This is a genomic window from Anoxybacillus ayderensis, from assembly GCF_013761015.1.
In the GTDB taxonomy this organism is placed as follows: domain Bacteria; phylum Bacillota; class Bacilli; order Bacillales; family Anoxybacillaceae; genus Anoxybacillus; species Anoxybacillus ayderensis.
The window spans coordinates 34,770-52,301 of sequence record NZ_JACDUV010000010.1 but is presented as its reverse complement, the minus strand read 5'-3'; the positions used below and the strand labels follow the sequence as shown (position 1 = coordinate 52,301).

At 41.5% G+C, this 17,532-nt stretch carries 16 protein-coding genes and 1 pseudogene; 14 read left to right on the top strand and 3 right to left on the bottom strand.

Going from position 1 to position 17,532, the window contains the following annotated elements:
* Positions 1–118: 118 nt before the first annotated feature.
* The 4 genes from HNR63_RS12920 (at position 119) to HNR63_RS12905 (ending at position 3,899) form a co-directional block, all read left to right on the top strand.
* Positions 119–970 (top strand): amidase, encoded by an 852-nt coding sequence (locus tag HNR63_RS12920; protein WP_181520943.1) that lies wholly within the window; start codon positions 119–121, stop codon positions 968–970.
* Positions 971–981: 11 nt separating this feature from the next.
* A complete protein-coding gene (locus tag HNR63_RS12915; RefSeq protein WP_181520941.1) occupies positions 982–1,563 on the top strand; it encodes a Uma2 family endonuclease in 582 nt (193 codons plus the stop codon).
* A 19-nt stretch (positions 1,564–1,582) separates the two neighbouring features.
* A complete protein-coding gene (locus HNR63_RS12910; RefSeq protein WP_181520940.1) occupies positions 1,583–3,076 on the top strand; it encodes a glycoside hydrolase family 32 protein in 1,494 nt (497 codons plus the stop codon).
* Between the two features lie 100 nt (positions 3,077–3,176).
* The gene (locus HNR63_RS12905; protein ID WP_181520950.1) at positions 3,177–3,899 is read left to right on the top strand and encodes a TspO/MBR family protein; all 723 of its coding nucleotides are present in this window, start codon (positions 3,177–3,179) and stop codon (positions 3,897–3,899) included.
* 327 nt (positions 3,900–4,226) lie between these two features.
* On the opposite strand, the gene HNR63_RS12900 is transcribed toward HNR63_RS12905, so the two are convergent.
* Positions 4,227–4,643, bottom strand: a complete 417-nt coding sequence (locus HNR63_RS12900; protein ID WP_181520939.1) for a hypothetical protein — start codon at positions 4,641–4,643, stop codon at positions 4,227–4,229.
* Positions 4,644–4,939: 296 nt separating this feature from the next.
* Here HNR63_RS12900 and HNR63_RS12895 point away from each other — a divergent pair.
* The 8 genes and pseudogenes from HNR63_RS12895 (at position 4,940) to copZ (ending at position 11,782) form a co-directional block, all read left to right on the top strand.
* Positions 4,940–6,315: pseudogene (locus HNR63_RS12895) on the top strand (HAMP domain-containing sensor histidine kinase).
* 2 nt (positions 6,316–6,317) lie between these two features.
* Positions 6,318–6,992, top strand: coding sequence for a response regulator (locus HNR63_RS12890; protein WP_181520938.1), 675 nt, complete (start codon positions 6,318–6,320; stop codon positions 6,990–6,992).
* The gene (locus tag HNR63_RS12885) at positions 6,977–7,531 is read left to right on the top strand and encodes a TVP38/TMEM64 family protein (RefSeq protein ID WP_181520937.1); all 555 of its coding nucleotides are present in this window, start codon (positions 6,977–6,979) and stop codon (positions 7,529–7,531) included. Before HNR63_RS12890 ends, HNR63_RS12885 begins: the two co-directional genes overlap by 16 nt.
* 82 nt (positions 7,532–7,613) lie before the next feature.
* Positions 7,614–8,033: a hypothetical protein gene (locus tag HNR63_RS12880; RefSeq protein WP_246316803.1), complete on the top strand. Its 420-nt coding sequence runs from the start codon at positions 7,614–7,616 to the stop codon at positions 8,031–8,033.
* Between the two features lie 171 nt (positions 8,034–8,204).
* A complete protein-coding gene (locus tag HNR63_RS12875) occupies positions 8,205–8,477 on the top strand; it encodes a hypothetical protein (RefSeq protein WP_021095624.1) in 273 nt (90 codons plus the stop codon).
* A 375-nt stretch (positions 8,478–8,852) separates the two neighbouring features.
* Positions 8,853–9,164: a metal-sensing transcriptional repressor gene (locus tag HNR63_RS12870; protein WP_181520936.1), complete on the top strand. Its 312-nt coding sequence runs from the start codon at positions 8,853–8,855 to the stop codon at positions 9,162–9,164.
* Between the two features lie 14 nt (positions 9,165–9,178).
* Positions 9,179–11,560, top strand: a complete 2,382-nt coding sequence (locus HNR63_RS12865) for a heavy metal translocating P-type ATPase (protein ID WP_181520935.1) — start codon at positions 9,179–9,181, stop codon at positions 11,558–11,560.
* 18 nt (positions 11,561–11,578) lie between these two features.
* Positions 11,579–11,782, top strand: coding sequence for a copper chaperone CopZ (gene copZ / locus HNR63_RS12860; RefSeq protein ID WP_035019187.1), 204 nt, complete (start codon positions 11,579–11,581; stop codon positions 11,780–11,782).
* Between the two features lie 41 nt (positions 11,783–11,823).
* On the opposite strand, the gene HNR63_RS12855 is transcribed toward copZ, so the two are convergent.
* Positions 11,824–13,353 (bottom strand): multicopper oxidase family protein, encoded by a 1,530-nt coding sequence (locus tag HNR63_RS12855; RefSeq protein ID WP_181520934.1) that lies wholly within the window; start codon positions 13,351–13,353, stop codon positions 11,824–11,826.
* A gap of 236 nt (positions 13,354–13,589) precedes the next feature.
* On the opposite strand from HNR63_RS12855, the gene asnB reads away from it, so the two are divergent.
* Both asnB and HNR63_RS12845 read left to right on the top strand, forming a co-directional pair.
* On the top strand, positions 13,590–15,482 hold the full coding sequence (gene asnB / locus HNR63_RS12850) for an asparagine synthase (glutamine-hydrolyzing) (protein ID WP_181520933.1): 1,893 nt from the start codon (positions 13,590–13,592) through the stop codon (positions 15,480–15,482).
* 92 nt (positions 15,483–15,574) lie between these two features.
* Positions 15,575–15,985 carry a protease complex subunit PrcB family protein gene (locus HNR63_RS12845; RefSeq protein WP_246316802.1) on the top strand — a complete coding sequence of 137 codons (411 nt, stop codon included), beginning with the start codon at positions 15,575–15,577 and terminating at the stop codon, positions 15,983–15,985.
* 21 nt (positions 15,986–16,006) lie between these two features.
* Here the strand turns inward: HNR63_RS12845 and HNR63_RS12840 are convergent, their stop codons facing one another.
* Positions 16,007–17,476 carry a phytoene desaturase family protein gene (locus HNR63_RS12840; protein ID WP_343047769.1) on the bottom strand — a complete coding sequence of 490 codons (1,470 nt, stop codon included), beginning with the start codon at positions 17,474–17,476 and terminating at the stop codon, positions 16,007–16,009.
* Positions 17,477–17,532 lie beyond the last annotated feature (56 nt).

The window sequence follows — 17,532 nt, the reverse complement described above, 5'->3', positions numbered from 1 at the left end:
TACCAAAAACAGCAGGGGTGGCAAGCTTTTTTTGTCGAGAACCGCATAAAATCAGCAAAAACTTAGGGTATGTCTTTAAAACTTTTGACAATACCTTAGGTCATGGGAAGGGATATCAATGAAAAAAATTGTTGGCATCATCGCATTTTTATTCGCACTTGTTGTGGGAGGAGTATATTTGTTTGCACAAGAAAGACAGCCGGTGCGTGCAACGTGGCTTTGGAACCCATGGTTATTTGTGAAAGACGAAGATCGCGTTTTCTCTTTTTTACAAGAAAAACAAGTGAGCGATGTATACGTGCAAATCGATGAAGAAATTCCGATTGATACGTATCGTCAATTTGTCCGACGTGCAACCGAAAAAGGTATTCGTGTGTATGCGCTCGATGGGGCGCCAAATTGGATTGAAAATGGAGAAGGAATGGAACGCTTATTTCGATGGCTGGCCGAATATGAAAGCGTTGCCGAGAAGAATGAAAAGTTTCACGGTGTACATTTAGACGTTGAGCCATACTTGCACGCATGGTGGCGGACGAATGAAGAAGGGGCGATCGCTTCGTATCAAACGGTGTTACAACGAGCACGTGAGCTTGCGAAAGAACGATCGCTACGGTTTGAAGTAGATATACCGTTTTGGTTTGATAGGGTACAATATGGAAATGACAATTTGGCGGAATGGGTGATTGCGAATACAGACGGTGTGACAATAATGGCATATCGTGATCAAGCAAGAGACATCATTGACATCGTGAAAAAAGAAATGCAAATAGCTAGAAAATACGGGAAGCAAATTGTTGTGGGGGTTGAAACAGGACAGGTTGATGAAGGGGATGACGTTTCGTTTTTTGAAGAAGACGAGACGTATATGAACGAGCAATTGGCGATTGTTCAAAAGCACTACGCACGAACAAAAAGCTTTTCTGGCATCGCTGTGCATCATATGGAACAATGGATGAGTAGAAACGAGTGAAGGTGAGATAGATGAGTGAGCGTGAAGAAAAACAGCTGTATACGCTTGCAGAGTTTTTTGAGCTTGTCGGAGAACGACGAATGGAGTTGTACGAAGGTGTTCCTGTGCTCATGGCTCCAGCCTCATACGAACATGAGGGGGTTGTAGCGAATGTAATTGGGGAAATCACATTCGCGTTAAAAGGTAGCCCTTGTTTTGTGTTTGGAAGCAATTTGCAAGTCGTGCTTCTTTTCCAAGATGAGCAAAAAGGAAAAGAAAATGTCACGGTGTTACCGGACATCTCAGTTGTTTGTGAGAAAGAGAAACTGCGCAATAAGCGTTGTTATGGGGCCCCAGACCTCGTTGTCGAAGTTCTTTCTCCAAACACTGCAAGAAATGACCGATTATTAAAGCGTTATTACTATGAAAAAGCAGGGGTAAAGGAATATTGGATTGTTGATTATCAGCATCAGACGATTGAAAAATATGTCCTTCATAACGATCGTTTGCAACTAGAAGAAGTATATGATGCGCAAAACAATCATTTTGTCTCAACTTTGTTTTCAAATATACAGTTTTCTACACATGATATTTTTTCATTTTCTAATATATAAACGAGGAAGGGGAAAATGTATGTCGAAACATACGAAGCATATTTATGAAGCAGAAAGACGAGTACAACAAGCAAAAGAAAAAATGAACAGTACGTATCGCTTAGCATATCACATTATGGCGCCTGTAAACTGGATGAACGACCCGAACGGACTCATTCAATGGAACGGGGAGTACCATGTGTTTTATCAGTTTCACCCGGATAGCCCGAAGTGGGGACCGATGCATTGGGGGCATGTGAAAAGTAAAGACCTTGTACATTGGGAACGTGTACCGATTGCGCTTGCGCCGAGCGAATGGTACGACGAAGGTGGTTGTTTCTCGGGAAGCGCGGTGAATGATCAAGGAGTACTGACTCTTATTTACACAGGAAACGTTTGGTTAAATGAAGAACAAACGGAACTGAAACAATATCAATGTATTGCCACAAGCAAAGACGGCATTCATTTTGCAAAAGACCCGACCAATCCGGTACTTTCCGAGACGCCGTTTGACTGCCAAGGGCATATTCGCGATCCGAAAGTATGGAAGCATGGCGACGATTGGTATATGGTGCTTGGGACAAGAGAGGGGAATAACGGAAAAGTCGTTTTATACAAGTCGAACGATTTGCGCCATTGGGAATATGTCAACATCGTTGCGCAAAGCGATGGTAGCTTAGGCTATATGTGGGAGTGTCCAGATGTCTTCCGTTTGAACGGCAAAGATATTTTGTTATTTTCACCACAAGGGATTGAACCAGAAGGTGATCGTTTCCAAAACCTTCATCAAACAGGTTATGTTGTTGGTACGCTCGATTATAAAACAGGAAAACTAGCGCACGGAGCGTTTGAAGAACTCGATAAAGGGTTTGATTTTTACGCCGCGCAAACGTTTGAAGATGAAAAAGGACGACGCATTTTGTTCGGCTGGATGGATATGTGGGAGTCACAAATGCCGACGCAATCACATGGATGGGCCGGCGCGTTAACGATTCCGCGTCTTTTGGACTTGACAGATGATGAGAAACTGTTGATGAAGCCGGTGCCGGAATTGCAGTTATTGCGGGAAGAGCATGTGAAGCTGGAATCGATTTCAATAAAAGGAGAGAACGGAACGTATACACTTCCATTCAAAGGGGATCGACTAGAGCTACTCATCCGTTTTTCGTTAGCTAATTTTCAAGGAAATGCATTTGGTGTCAAAGTGCGTTGTTCGGGTGATGGAAGCGAAGAAACGATCTTCCGCTATGATGTGAAAGACTCCATCGTGACGTTTGACCGAAACCGCTCTGGAAAAGGAGAGGGCGGCATTCGTCGCGCTGTATTAGATAGACAGGGAGATGTGGTTACGTTCCACTTCTTCATCGATCGCTCATCGGTCGAACTATTTGTCAACGACGGTCGACTTGTGATGACAGGAAGAATTTATCCATCCGAAACGAGCCAAGGAATCGAATTGTTCACAGAAGGTGGGGACGTGACTGTCCTTTCTATCGATGCGTGGACATTGAAGGATATTTGGGGGGAGAAATAGGGGAGACGGTATAGAAAGCCGTCTCTTTTTGTTTCAAACGGTTATCGTGTCCACATGAGAGGAATAGTATAAATAAGAAAAGAAGAGATGGGGGATGATGATGGGACGATTTGTTATTTATATGATTGCATACGTTGTTATGGTTATTGTGAATATCATTGCTGAGCGGCTTCCATTAAATGGTCAGACGACAGGGGAAATATCGCGAAAAGCGGACGTCTTATTTACTCCGGCAGGGTATGTATTTTCGATTTGGGGATTTATCTACGTCCTATTAGCGATTTGGATTTTAAGACAATTTCCATCTTCCCGACGAGACTTACCTATTTATCGCCAAGCGTTCGTTCCTTTTGTTGTTAGCTGTATATTGAATGCGTTATGGATTGTTGTGTGGCATTATGAATATTTTTTCTTTTCGGTTATTGTGATGCTTTCTCTTCTTTTGACGCTGATATGGTTATATAAAGCGGTCAAACGTACGAATCCACGTTTTTTTGACCTTTTGCCATTTTCTATTTATTTAAGTTGGATTAGTGTTGCGACGATTGCAAACATTTCCTTTGTTTTAAAATACAACGGCTGGAACGGATTCGGATTATCTGATGCATTTTGGGCAATCGTTATGTTACTTGTTGCGACAGCTTTAGCCCTTCTTTTCATGCGCCGACAAAGCGATTACGTGTATCCACTTGTGTTCGTTTGGGCGTTTGTTGGCATCGGGGTGAAAAACCAAGGAACGGCGTCGCTTGTTGCGTACGTTTCATTTTTACTGGCAGGAGTTATATTAATTAGCACAGCATCTTTATACAAAGAAAAAACATAATCGCCCATATTTGCCTATGGGCGATTTATACATATTTATGTATCGCTTCATGAAATTGTTTTTGCATGTCTTTGTCATGAATAAGTTTTTTGAAGTGTGTTTTTGAAAATAAATATGTAGTGATGCTAGGATCTTTTAACATATGTTTTATCGTGTTTCGATCGAAGGCTTTTTGCGGTGCAATAATTCCTATTTTTTGCAGATGTTTTAATTTTCGTTTTGCGGTGAGATAACTAAACTGACCTAACAACAAAAAATCGAACAATCCACCTAACATTTCAAAACATAACTCGAATAGCATCCCCATCTTTCCCTCCGTCCTTTTTGTTATTTTTGATATATGATATCCTCTAATGTTTTTGCGCTATTCTTATTTAACGTACCAACATTTTCTTCAGGGTCATTACTTATAATCGTTGCTCCGATGTCCGTATGTTCAAACCATATGCGATACTGAATGACTTTTTCAGACATCTGTTGTTTTCCTTGTTTGAATATAATAAGTTTTGCATCTTCTTGTCTTGCCATTTTCACCTTTATTTGTCGATTCCATTTGATTTGCTCCAGTACCCGTTGTAGCTCCTCTAATGTTTTTATGTCTGTTATTTCTTTTTCGGATGATGTTTTTCCGTCAGTATAAATGATTACGTTCGCTTTTGTTATGACATCGTCTTCTTTTTGGATTAAGTAAAAAAGAAATGTTCCGATTATTACCAACAGAACAATCCACATATTCTTATGCATTTGATTTCCTCCATATTCCTAATTGGATAATATTTTATCATGATCGACTAGTTTTTTGAACAAAGAAAATGTGAGAAGAAGCTTATAGAAGAAGAAGGAATTGAAATTTTGCAAAGTCAAGAAAGCGATGTTTGGTCTCAAAACGTGGTGGATAAATACGAAAATCTTCAATGCAAACATCGGAGCGATCATGCCAATGCTCTGCCACAATTCCACAAGGGTATGTCGTCCCTCCACATTTTCTCCATATTTTTTCTGCTATAATGAAGAAAAACGCCAGTAAGGAAGGAATATTTGTGCGAAACCTTTCATTTAAGTTAGGGCTATTATTTTTTGTCTTTGTGTTAGGCATTGAAACCGTTTTATTTGTCGCTCTATATGTGACGCTTGTTCATGCGAAGGTTGACGAAGAGTTTGAACAATTGCTCGCAAGAGGGAATAATCATCGAGCGGTATTAGAAAGTCATTACGATGAAGTGACGTTAGAACATGTCGTTATGATGGAGTCGGAAGCGGAAACGGATGTCGTCATTACCGATGCGAAAGGGAATATTTTATATTTTTCCGATCACATTTTGCCGTTTGCGAAAAAACTCATTCCTTATACCGATGCTCGCCACATTCCTCATAGTGGAATGGTAGTGCGAAAAAACTGGAAAAACGAATCGTATATTGCCACCGCTAGCCCGATTCGGATGGACGGCAAGATAAAAGGATATGTATATATGTTTCAGCGGACGGCTTCTATTCAAAATATGATTGCTAAATTAAAATATCATTTTCTCGTTGTCGGCATTGTTTCCGTCTTTTTGACGATTTTGACGATTTTTTTCTTATCAAGAGTCATTACGATTCCGCTTATTCGGATGAAACAAGCGACCGAGAAACTAAGCAAGGGGGATTTTTCTGTCCGCCTGCAAGTGAAAGGGGAGGACGAGCTAGCGCAACTCGGAAAAGCGATCCAAACACTTGCGACCGATTTGGAATATTTGAAAAAAGAACGAAATGAATTTTTAGCGAGCATTTCGCATGAACTGCGCACCCCGCTCACATATGTGAAAGGATATGCGGACGTTGCGCGCAGACCGAATATTGCTGAAGAAGAACGAGCGAAATATTTGTCCATTATTTATGAAGAAGCAGAGCATATGCAAAAATTAGTGAAAGACTTGTTTGAGCTCGCGAAAATGGATCAACATTCGTTTCAAATTAAGAAAGAGCGAACTCTACTATGCCTTTTTTGAAAAAAATATACGAAAAAATGTATCCTGCATTTCAGACAAAAAATATGTCGCTTGTCTATCACTGTGATGCAAACGTTACCGTCCATATCGATCAACAGCGGTTTGAACAAGTGATGATGAATCTTTTAGACAATGCGTTAAAATATTCTCGCCAAGGTTCTACTGTTTCTATTGATGTGAAAACAGAGAAAAAGAACGTCATCCTCATCATTTCTGATGAAGGAATCGGCATCCCTGAAAAAGATTTGCCACATATTTTTGAACGGTTTTACCGAGTCGATAAATCACGGTCGCGAACAGGCGGGGGCACAGGGTTAGGTCTGGCGATTGCCAAAGAAATTGTCGAAGCGCACGGCGGTTCGATTCATGCGATAAGCAAATTTGGAAAAGGGACAAGCATGATCATTACGTTGCCGAGGAGTGAATGAAGGTGTATACCGTTTTACTGGTTGATGACGAAAAACGAATGTTGGATTTATTGGAGCTGTATTTAATCCCAAATGGGTATCGTTGTGTGAAATGCGAGTCAGGGCAGTCCGCTGTTCGCTATTTAGAAAATGATGAAGTAGACATCGTTTTGCTTGATGTGATGATGCCAGAGATGGACGGATGGGAAACGTGCAAACAAATCCGTAAGTTTTCAAACGTCCCGATTATTATGGTCACCGCAAGAGATGCGACGACAGATGTTGTTCAAGGGCTAAAAATTGGCGCAGACGATTATATTACAAAACCGTTTGACGAATCGGAATTGCTTGCGAGAATGGAGGCGGTATTGCGTCGTTCTGTAGGCAAACAAACGAAACTCGAGTTTCACGGCTTAGTTTGGGATGAAGCGCAACATAAAGCCCAATATGTCGGGCACGATATTTTTCTCACGCCAAAAGAGTTTGCCATGTTAGGACTTTTTCTCAAAAATCCAAACCGCGTATTTAGCCGCGAACAGCTGATCGTGACATTATGGGGGTATAACGCCAATACAGAAGAACGGACAATTGATTCGCATGTGAAAAATATTCGCGAAAAGCTCCGCCAAGCTGGTTTTCCAATCGATGAATTTTTGCAAACGGTTTGGGGAGTCGGATATAAATGGAAGAGCAAGTAATTGCTTTATTTCATACGTATCCATCGATCGCTTTTCTTCTCAGCATTGCGATCAATATTGTGATTAGTATTTTAGGTGTTGTTCCGAGCGTCTTTCTCACAGCTGCTAACTTGGCTGTATTCGGTTTTTGGCAAGGCACGTTTTTATCGTTTATCGGGGAAGCAGTTGGTGCGATTGTGTCATTTTTGTTATATCGAAAAGGATTTCGCAAACTTTCGGAAACGAAATGGCTTTCCGATCCGAAAGTGAAACGTTTGCTTGAGGCAGAAGGGACAGAAGCCTTTTCGCTTGTTTTGTCTTTGCGTCTTCTTCCTTTTGTTCCGTCGGGACTTGTGACGTTTGTGGCAGCCATTGGGCGCATGTCACTCCTTCTTTTTCTGGTCGCCAGCTCGCTTGGAAAGCTACCAGCACTTTTGTTAGAGGCATATTCGGTGTATCAAGTGATGAACTGGACATGGCAAGGGAAAGTGATACTGGCGCTTATATCTGCTTTTTTATTGATGTTTACTTGGAAAAGAATTGCTCAAAAAAAGGGGTAACTTCCATATATTTTCTAAATGTTTCTATGAACGTCGTACAAAGGAGAGTCGACCGTGATAGGATGTCAAAGCCAACGGTACCGTGAGTGCAAGCGATTATTCCATTACCGCGAAAGTGTATTTTGTAGACGGAACGACTCAAACGTATACGGCTGATTTTCCGATCGGTACGCAAGATTGGAACCGTGCGGCCATTTCGATCCATCCGTTTAAGCCGATTGACAAAGTGGACGCATCCGCTATGTTCCGCGGAAACTACACAGGAACGGTCTATTTTGACGCCATTCGTTTGATGGAAGGCAACGTCGTCACGAAAAACAAGTATGATGCCAATGGCAACTATGGGGAGGAAGAAACAGATGAAGCCGGGCATGTCACGAAAAAGAACTATGATGCCGTAGGAAATCTGTTGAGCGAATACGATGAGAAGGGACATCAAAGCCACCAAGCGAAGCGCGATAGAAAAAGCAAATTTCATGCAAAAAGGACTCTCTCTCCCTAATAGTGATGAAGTTGCAATTAAGTCATATGTAGACTATATTTATGAACAAGCATTTTCAAACAAATATTTACATGAAAACGATGAAGATATTGATGACGTTGACCAATATTAAAATGAGTAAAGTTAGGTATCAGTCGGGTATAATTCACGTATAAGTGAGGGAAATGAAAAATGAGCAAAGTTTATATTATTTCTGCTGCGGATGATAAGTCGGTTATTCTGGAATTACCGTCAACAAAAGAGGCTAAAATAGCCTACAAATACATTCGTTCTAAAACACCAGAAGCAAGCATTGGAGTATATGGTGCAAGAGATCTTCAAACATTTAGAAGAACACAAAGGACAATCGGACCTGCTACTGTGACGAGATCAGTTGAAACTTTTGTGAAAGCTTTGAACCTGAAAGAAAAATATATCCGCCGTGAACCAAAGACCACCTTATAAAAGAGGTGGTTTTCTTTTTGTTTTGATTGTCATGCCTGAGTTCGACAGTGACTAGGCAAACCAAGTGTCTCTCATCCGTTGATATAAAAGGGACGAGAGGCATTTGAGCATACTTCGGGCGTGTATCTAGGTGCGAGGATGGATGCCTAGAATATTCGGATGATGCTCCGGCCCTAGAACCGCAAAGAGTTGAGTCTATTTGTCCGTCAGTTCGATTCGTTGAGAAAGGTCTCTGTTTACGGAATTTTTGTTTCACAAAAAATCTACCAAAAGTGAATAGACCATGGGAAAACGTTGACGATAATAATGTTGTCAACACTTCCATTGCTTTATATACCCATTACCGGTATAATGTAATCAGAGGGGTGATATTTGATGAGCCATTGTGAAGATTACAATATGGATAAAAAAATGGTTCCGCGCACGGAAGAAGAAATTGGAAAAATTGTGAATCGCTTAAAACGAATTGAAGGACAAGTGCGCGGGGTGCAAAAGATGGTCGAAGACAATCGGTATTGCATCGATATTTTAGTGCAAATTTCTGCAATCACGGCAGCGTTAAATAAAGTAGGATTGAACTTGTTAGAACGTCATGTCAGCCATTGTGTGTCGAAAGCGATCCGCGAAGGAAGCGGAGAAGAATCCATTCGTGAGCTAATGGATGTCATTAAGCAATTTTCAAAGTAAGGGAGGGGAAATGGATGCGAACGGTGACATTAAAAGTGACCGGTATGACATGTGCTGCTTGTTCTGCCCGCATTGAAAAAGTGTTGAATAAAATGGACGGTGTAGAAGCAACGGTCAATTTAGCGATGGAAAAAGCGACCGTTCAATACGACCCGAATAAATATACCATTGCAGACATTGAAGCAAAAATTGAAAAGTTAGGATATGGCGTTGCGACAGAAAAAGTGACGCTAGATATTGAAGGGATGACATGCGCGGCATGTGCGACACGGATTGAAAAAGGGTTACATCGGATGGAGGGCGTGACAAGCGCAACGGTGAATTTAGCGACAAACAGTGCGGTGGTCGAATATAAAGAAGGCGTAACGTCGGTCGAAGCCATTTTAGAGAAAATTAAAAAGCTTGGGTACAAAGGGCAAATTCGCACCGAGGAACAAGACGATGCTGGTCGGAAAGAAGATCGGCTTAAAAAAAAGCAACGGCAACTCGTTATTTCCATCATCTTATCACTGCCTTTGCTTTATACGATGCTTGCCCATATGCCGTTTCATATCGGCTTGCCAATGCCGCATCTCTTGATGAATCCGTGGTTTCAGCTTCTTTTGGCGACACCCGTTCAGTTTTACATCGGTGGTCCTTTCTATGTCGGGGCGTACCGGGCGTTACGAAACAAGAGCGCGAACATGGACGTCCTCGTGGCGCTTGGAACATCGGCTGCCTATTTTTATAGCTTGGTTGAAACGTTGCGGGCGCTCACGAATCATGAACCGCGATTATATTTTGAAACGAGCGCCGTTTTAATTACGCTTGTGCTTGTCGGCAAATATTTTGAAGCGCTTGCGAAAGGGCGAACAACCGAAGCAATCTCTAAGTTGTTAAGCCTGCAGGAAAAAGAAGCGACTGTCATTCGACACGGGAAAGAAATAAAAGTTCCGCTCGAAGAAGTGGTGATTGGCGATACGATCGTTGTTAAACCAGGAGAAAAAATTCCAGTAGACGGTACGGTCATTGCTGGATCTTCTTCCGTTGACGAATCGATGATTACGGGGGAATCAATTCCAGTGGATAAAAAGGAAGGCGACTTTGTCATTGGGGCAACGATTAATACAAATGGTGTACTAACTATTCGTGCAGAAAAAGTTGGAAAAGATACTGCACTTGCTAATATCATTCAAATCGTTGAAGAGGCGCAAGGATCGAAAGCACCGATTCAGCGAATGGCGGATACGATTTCCGGCATTTTCGTCCCAATCGTTGTCGGGATTGCTGTCGTTGCATTCATTATATGGTACTTCTTTGTTGCACCAAACGATCTACCAAAAGCGCTCGAAGTTGCCATTGCCGTTCTCGTCATTGCGTGTCCGTGTGCGCTTGGCCTTGCCACGCCAACATCGATTATGGTTGGAACAGGAAAAGGTGCAGAACAAGGAATTCTCTTTAAAGGGGGTGAGTACCTAGAAGGAACGCATAAAATCAACGCGGTCTTACTTGATAAAACAGGAACAGTGACAAAAGGAAAACCCGAAGTGACAGATGTGTTGTCGTTCCAAGAACATATGCTTGACTATGCCGTTTCCGCCGAGAGCGCTTCGGAACATCCGCTAGCGCAAGCGATTGTGGCGTATGGAAAAGCAAACGGAATTGTCGCGCAACCGTTGACGCATTTTTCTGCGCTCGTTGGACATGGAATTGAAGCAACGGTGAACGGAAAGCATGTGCTCATCGGTACGCGCAAGTTAATGAACGAACGTGCGGTCGATATTGCCGAACATGAGGAACAAATGATCAAGCTTGAAAGCGAAGGAAAAACGGTCATGCTCGTTGCCATTGATGGACAGCTTGCTGGGATGATTGCTGTTGCCGATACGATCAAGGAAACGTCGAAACAAGCCATTGCGACATTAAAACAAATGGGTATCGACGTGTATATGGTAACGGGAGACAATAAACGGACAGCCGGAGCAATCGCGAAACAAGTCGGCATTGAACACGTATACTCAGAAGTGCTGCCAGAAGATAAAGCGAACATCGTGGAGGATTTGCAAAAGCAAGGAAAACGAGTCGCGATGGTCGGCGACGGCATTAACGACGCTCCAGCTCTGGCGAAAGCGGATATTGGAATGGCGATTGGCACAGGCGCAGATGTCGCGATCGAAACAGCTGATGTGACGCTTGTTGGTGGCGACTTGTTGCACATTCCAAAAGCGATTGAACTGAGCCGACAAACGATGCGCAACATTCGGCAAAACTTGTTTTGGGCATTATTTTATAATAGCGTTGGTATTCCAGTCGCTGCCGCTGGGCTATTACAACCATGGATTGCTGGGGCAGCGATGGCATTTAGTTCTGTATCTGTTGTGACAAACGCGCTTCGTTTGAAGCGTGTGAAAATATAAACTAGGGAGGAATAGATGATGACGATTACATTACAAGTACAAGGAATGACATGCGGACATTGCAAAGCGGCGGTGACAAATGCGCTACAAACGTTAGATGGCGTCAGCCGTGTAGAGGTGCATTTGCAAGAAGGTACAGTCGATGTAGATTATGATGAAACAAAAGTAAGCGTAGAAAAACTGAAAGAAGCGATTGAAGAACAAGGATATGATGTGAAATAAGGAAGAAAAGGGTGCCCACACAATGTTGGACACCCTCTTTCTTACTCCCCTTTATTCGTTGTATCGTTCGGATCTGGTGTATAGCTTGATTTGTAGTCTTTGTATTTTAATTCTGTGACCATTCCTGCTGAAGCGTGATGTAAGTCATGGCAATGGAACATCCAATTTCCCGGATTGTCTGCTTGAAATGCGACGACATATTCTTCTCCAGGGTTTATATTCAACGAATCTTTGATCAATGGAGAGCCTGTGACTGGCTTCCCGTTTTTGCTTAATACTTGGAAGAAATGGCCGTGTAAATGCATCGGATGGACGTCCATTGGTGAGCTGTTCACTAGTTTTACTTTGACAACATCGCCTTTTTTCACGTTGATTGGCGCTGTGTTAGGATACGTTTTTCCATTGATCGTGAACACCATCCCATTTTTGTCCATAGCCGTTCCTAAATCCATTGTGTACTCTACATCGTACGTTTGGTCTAGCGTAAATGGCCCTGCGTTGTATTTTCCGTACGTTGTGATATCGATAATAGGAAGTGTTTCTTTAGCATTTGTTTTGTCCGGCTTGTTTGTTTGGCCTTCGTATTGAATGTTTACTTTCATGCCATCAGTACCTTTCATATCCCCATGGCATTCTAATAACCATTCTCCTGGATTATCGGCGATAAACTCAATATCATAACGCTCACCCGGAGCAATATTCAACAGTTCATCTTTGATTGGTTGCGGATCGTTTAATGGCTGTCCGTCTGTTGCGACAATTTTAAACGAATGTCCATGCAAATGGAGTTTATGAGACATGTACCCTGCGTTGATGAGGCGAAGCCGCACTTTTTCGCCTTTTTTCACTTTCAGTGGTTCAATCGCTTGACCGCTTTTTCCGTTAATCGTGAAAATATCGTACATACTCATATCATGCATCATCGAGCTATTGCCGTGATGCATATTTGTATGATTGGCTTGTTCAGTCGTTGATGCTTGTTGTTGGCTCATCCATTCATCTAATACGAGCGTGTAATCTCGATCGACTTGTTCTCCTTCTTTTGGTTCAACGATCAATGTACCGTATAATCCTTTGTCCACTTGCTCGGCACTTTTTTGATGCGAATGGTACCAGTACGTTCCGGGTATAGTGGCTGTAAATTCGTACGTAAACGTTTCTCCTGGTTTAATGGCATCCATTGTCACCCCAGGCACACCATCTTGATCATTAGGGACAGGATAGCCGTGCCAATGAATAGCGGTCGGTTCAGGCAATTCATTTTTTAAAACAATTTTTACTCGCTCTCCTTGCTTTACACGAATTTGCGCTCCTGGTACTGATCCATTATACGTGTATACCGGGAGCTGGACTTGATCGTTGAGTTGCAATAACGTTTCCTTCGCTGTCAGATGAATTTCTTTTCCGGATATCACTTCTGTTGCAGTTGCCAAAGGCAAACTCTCTTTATTGGAAGTCGTTTCTTTTTTCGTATGCATGTTGGACATATCGTGTCCTTGCATCGAATTAGAGCAAGCTGCACTCATCGTAATGACTCCTACCATTACTGCTCCTAACCATAATTTCTTCATCGCATTCCCTCCATAAACTTGTATCGTAACATCATCATAAAAAAGAAATGTGCAAAATGTATGGAGAAAAGCTTATCAAGACAGCGGGCAAAATTTATGGTATAGTCTTTTGTGTGAATGAGAGTTTTTGTTCATCATTTCTCCACATTTTTTGTTTTAATAAAATAGCAAAAACGAAACAGCAAGTTCAATCATTCCAATGTGTAAAATGACGACTAAATGGAGGCAACTGTAGGATGTGTGGTTTTGTTGGCTATATTTCTGATGTTCCGAAAGAGATAAATAGTAACTGGAAAGAAACGTTCCGATATATGAACGATCTGATCACTCATCGTGGTCCTGATGATCATGGCTATTTTTTTGATGAATACGTCAGTTTTGGGTTTCGGCGGTTAAGCATTATTGATCTTGAAAATGGACATCAGCCGCTATGTTATGAAAATGAAAGATATTGGATTATATTTAACGGAGAAATTTACAACTACGTCGAGTTGCGTGACGAATTAATCAAGAAAGGGTGTTCGTTTTCTACCCATTCTGATACAGAAGTGATCGTTGCTTTATATAGTATTGAAAAAGAAAACGTAGTGAATAAACTTCGTGGCATGTTTGTATTTGTTATTTGGGATAAACAAGAAAAAGAAATTTTCGCAGCACGTGACCCGTTCGGGATTAAACCGTTTTTTTATGTAGAAAAAGAAGATCATCTATTTGTCGCTTCCGAAAAGAAAAGTATTTTATATGCCCTTGAACACGACGAACTAAATCATGAAGCTTTGCAACATTATTTAACTTTTCAATATGTTCCAGAGCCATTGACGATGTCCGCTCATATTCGCAAGCTAGAGCCTGGACATTATATGAAGAAAAAACTAGGAGAGAAATTAAACATCCAGCGCTATTGGAAGGCTACATTTCATCCGACGAATCAATCGGAAAGTGAACTTGTCAAAGAAATCCAACAAGTGTTGTTTGATTCGGTAAGTATTCATATGCGCAGCGATGTCCCGGTCGGTTCATTTTTGTCAGGAGGAATCGATTCTTCGCTCATTGTAGCTATTGCGAAACAATTTCATCCGCATATCAAAACATTTTCAGTCGGATTTGAGAGAGAAGGATTTAACGAAATTGATGTAGCAAAAGAAACGGCAGAAAAGTTAGGAGTTGAAAATATTAGTTACGTCATTTCTCCAAACGAATATGTGAAGGAATTGCCGAAAATTATATGGCATATGGACGATCCATTAGCAGATCCGGCAGCTGTCCCTCTTTATTTCGTAGCAAGAGAAGCGAGGAAATATGTAACCGTTGTTCTTTCTGGTGAAGGAGCGGATGAGTTGTTTGGTGGATATAACATTTATCACGAACCAAAATCTTTACAAATATTTGAGCGAATGCCGAATTTTATGCGATATATTTTAGCTATGATTGCAAAAGTATTGCCTGAAGGAGTAAAGGGAAAAAGTTTTATTGAACGCGGAATTACCCCAATTGAAAAACGTTATATCGGCAATGCGAAAATGTATAGCGAACAGGAAAAAAAGGAGTTGCTGAAAGCATACGATCAACATATAGCATACACAAACATTACCGCGCCGTTTTACCATGAAACAGAAGGATATCCTCCGATCAACCGAATGCAATATATTGATATTCATACATGGTTGCGAGGCGATATTTTATTGAAGGCAGATAAAATGACGATGGCACATTCTTTAGAATTACGCGTTCCTTTCCTCGATAAAAAAGTATTTGAAGTCGCCGCAAAAATTGCTCCGGAAATGAAAGTGAAAAATAAAACGACAAAGTATATTTTGCGGAAAGCAGCAGAAGGGATTGTTCCGGATCATGTTTTACATCGCAAAAAGCTAGGCTTTCCTGTTCCTATTCGGCACTGGTTAAAAGATGAAATATATGACTGGGCGAAACGTACGATAAAAGAAAGTGAAACAGATCATCTATTTCATAAAGACGTATTGTATCGTTTGCTAGAGGAACATCGTCAAAACAAAGCGGATCATAGCCGAAAAATATGGACAGTACTCACTTTCATGGTTTGGCACCAAGTGTATGTCGAGAAAAAATATCACTTTATGAATGAAGAAGAAAAAAGAAAACTGTTCGTGTAAATGAGTCATGTTCGGAGCTCCTGTTTTACCTCGGAGCTCTTTTTTATTGCTTTCTATGCATACAATAATATAAAAAAAGGGGGAATATGAAGATGAAAAAATGGATGATTATGTTTATGAGTTTTCTTCTTTCTGCTTGTGGTGTATCGAAAGCAGAGAAACAACATGCGTATAAAGAAGGAGATCAAATACCATACGAAGTTGTTACAGAAGAACAGCTTCCAAAGCAGATGAGAGCGTTGTATGAAAAACAGCATAAACAATTTCAAACGTATACCGTTCAACAAGAAGATGTGACGTATGTTGTCATTCATCTCGGTGAAAGAAAGACAGGCGGATATGGGATTGAAGTTATCGATGTGCGATACGAAAAAGGGAAAGCGATCGTCTATTATAAAGAGCGAAAACCAGCGCCGGATGCGGTTGTTACTCAAGCGTTAACATATCCGAAAGTGGCAATAAAAATAAAAACATCTGTGCCAATCGAAATAAAAAAGAAATAGCTCTATGTGTTGGGCATAGAGCTATTTGCTTGCTGAAATACCATCCGCAACAATCCATCCTGATAATGCGCAACCGAGCGATCCTGCGCCAGGAAACACCGTATCTCCGCAAAGCCATAACCCTTCGACATTCGTTTGCGGTGAATACGTAGACAATAAACTGAAGACACCGTTTGGAATATATCCCCCTACCTTTCCGAACGCCCGATGAGTAAAGCGAGAAAATGTCACAGGTGTGCCGACTAATTGAACATGTATATTTGTTAATGGGAATGTTTTGTTTACACGTTGCAATATTTGTTCTGTCAGTATCTTTTTCTGTTCATCATACGCATGACGATTCCACCAATGAAGTGGTTCGGTATGGGTCGAAATCGTTATGGAACGTTTTCCTACAGGCGCCATTTGTCGATCGAACGGTGCAGAAGCGGACAATAAAAATTGATTTCCTTCACTCATCGGTTTTGTTCGATCGACGATAAATTGGTGGTATAGGCTATCTGTCTGTAAGTCGTCGTCCGCTCCAATATAAATGGTAAATGCTCCCCAAGCTGGGCGCCTTTTTTCCTTTTCTTCACGAATTGAAAATGTGCGTTTTATTGAATCGTCTAAAATGGAGAAAATACTATGGATAGAGCCGTTAAATACAACATGTTTCGCTTCATATGTTTGTTTTCGATTTGTCGTCACAAGCCAATGACGCTGTTTGCGAATGGACACAACTTTTTCACGCATCCGTAGTTCTCCGCCAAGCTGTTTATAACGTTCAGCGATCGTATGAACAACGTTTGAAAGCCCTCCCTCAACGTAAAACGCTCCGCGATGAAATATGCTTAAGGCGACGGCGCCAAGCAAAGCGGGACAACGCTCAATCGTTGTTTGCACACTATCAACGAGTTGTCCGTTTAAAAAAGCAATGAACGTTTCGTCACGGATGCCATAATGTTGCAGTCGTTTCGCAATCGATTGAAACAAAAATGGTGTGGCGCTTATTAGTTTGCGGTCTGCTTTTTGCATCGCTTGAAATAAATGTTTAATCGTTTTCGGAGGAACGATCGGTCGTTTATATACAAAAGAAAGCATCGCATCCGCCAGGGAAAACATTTCTTCAAAAAAGCGAACAATGGCTGCGCTATCTTTTGGAAACTGTCGGGCAATTTCTTCAAACCAACGTTCTTTTTGTTGGTAATATCGAATCGTTCGTTCCGAAAAATGTACGTCCATGATCGTATCCAATAAATGAACAGGAGGGGGAGACATGTCGAGTTCATGAAATAGTTGTGAAAATACGCCGCCTTCTTCAAATCCCATCCCAAGTGTAGCGCCTGCTTGAAAACGAAACGACTGTCGTTCGAACTTTCCTGCACATCCACCGAGTTCGCTTGCAGCTTCGAGCGTGAGTGTGCGATATCCTTTTTTCGCAAGCAGCGCACTTGCGGTCATCCCTCCGAATCCTGTTCCAACAACAATGACATCGTACAATATGTTCACCTTCTTTTTCTTTTTATTATACAATTATTAAACAAATATTGTACAATAAAAACACG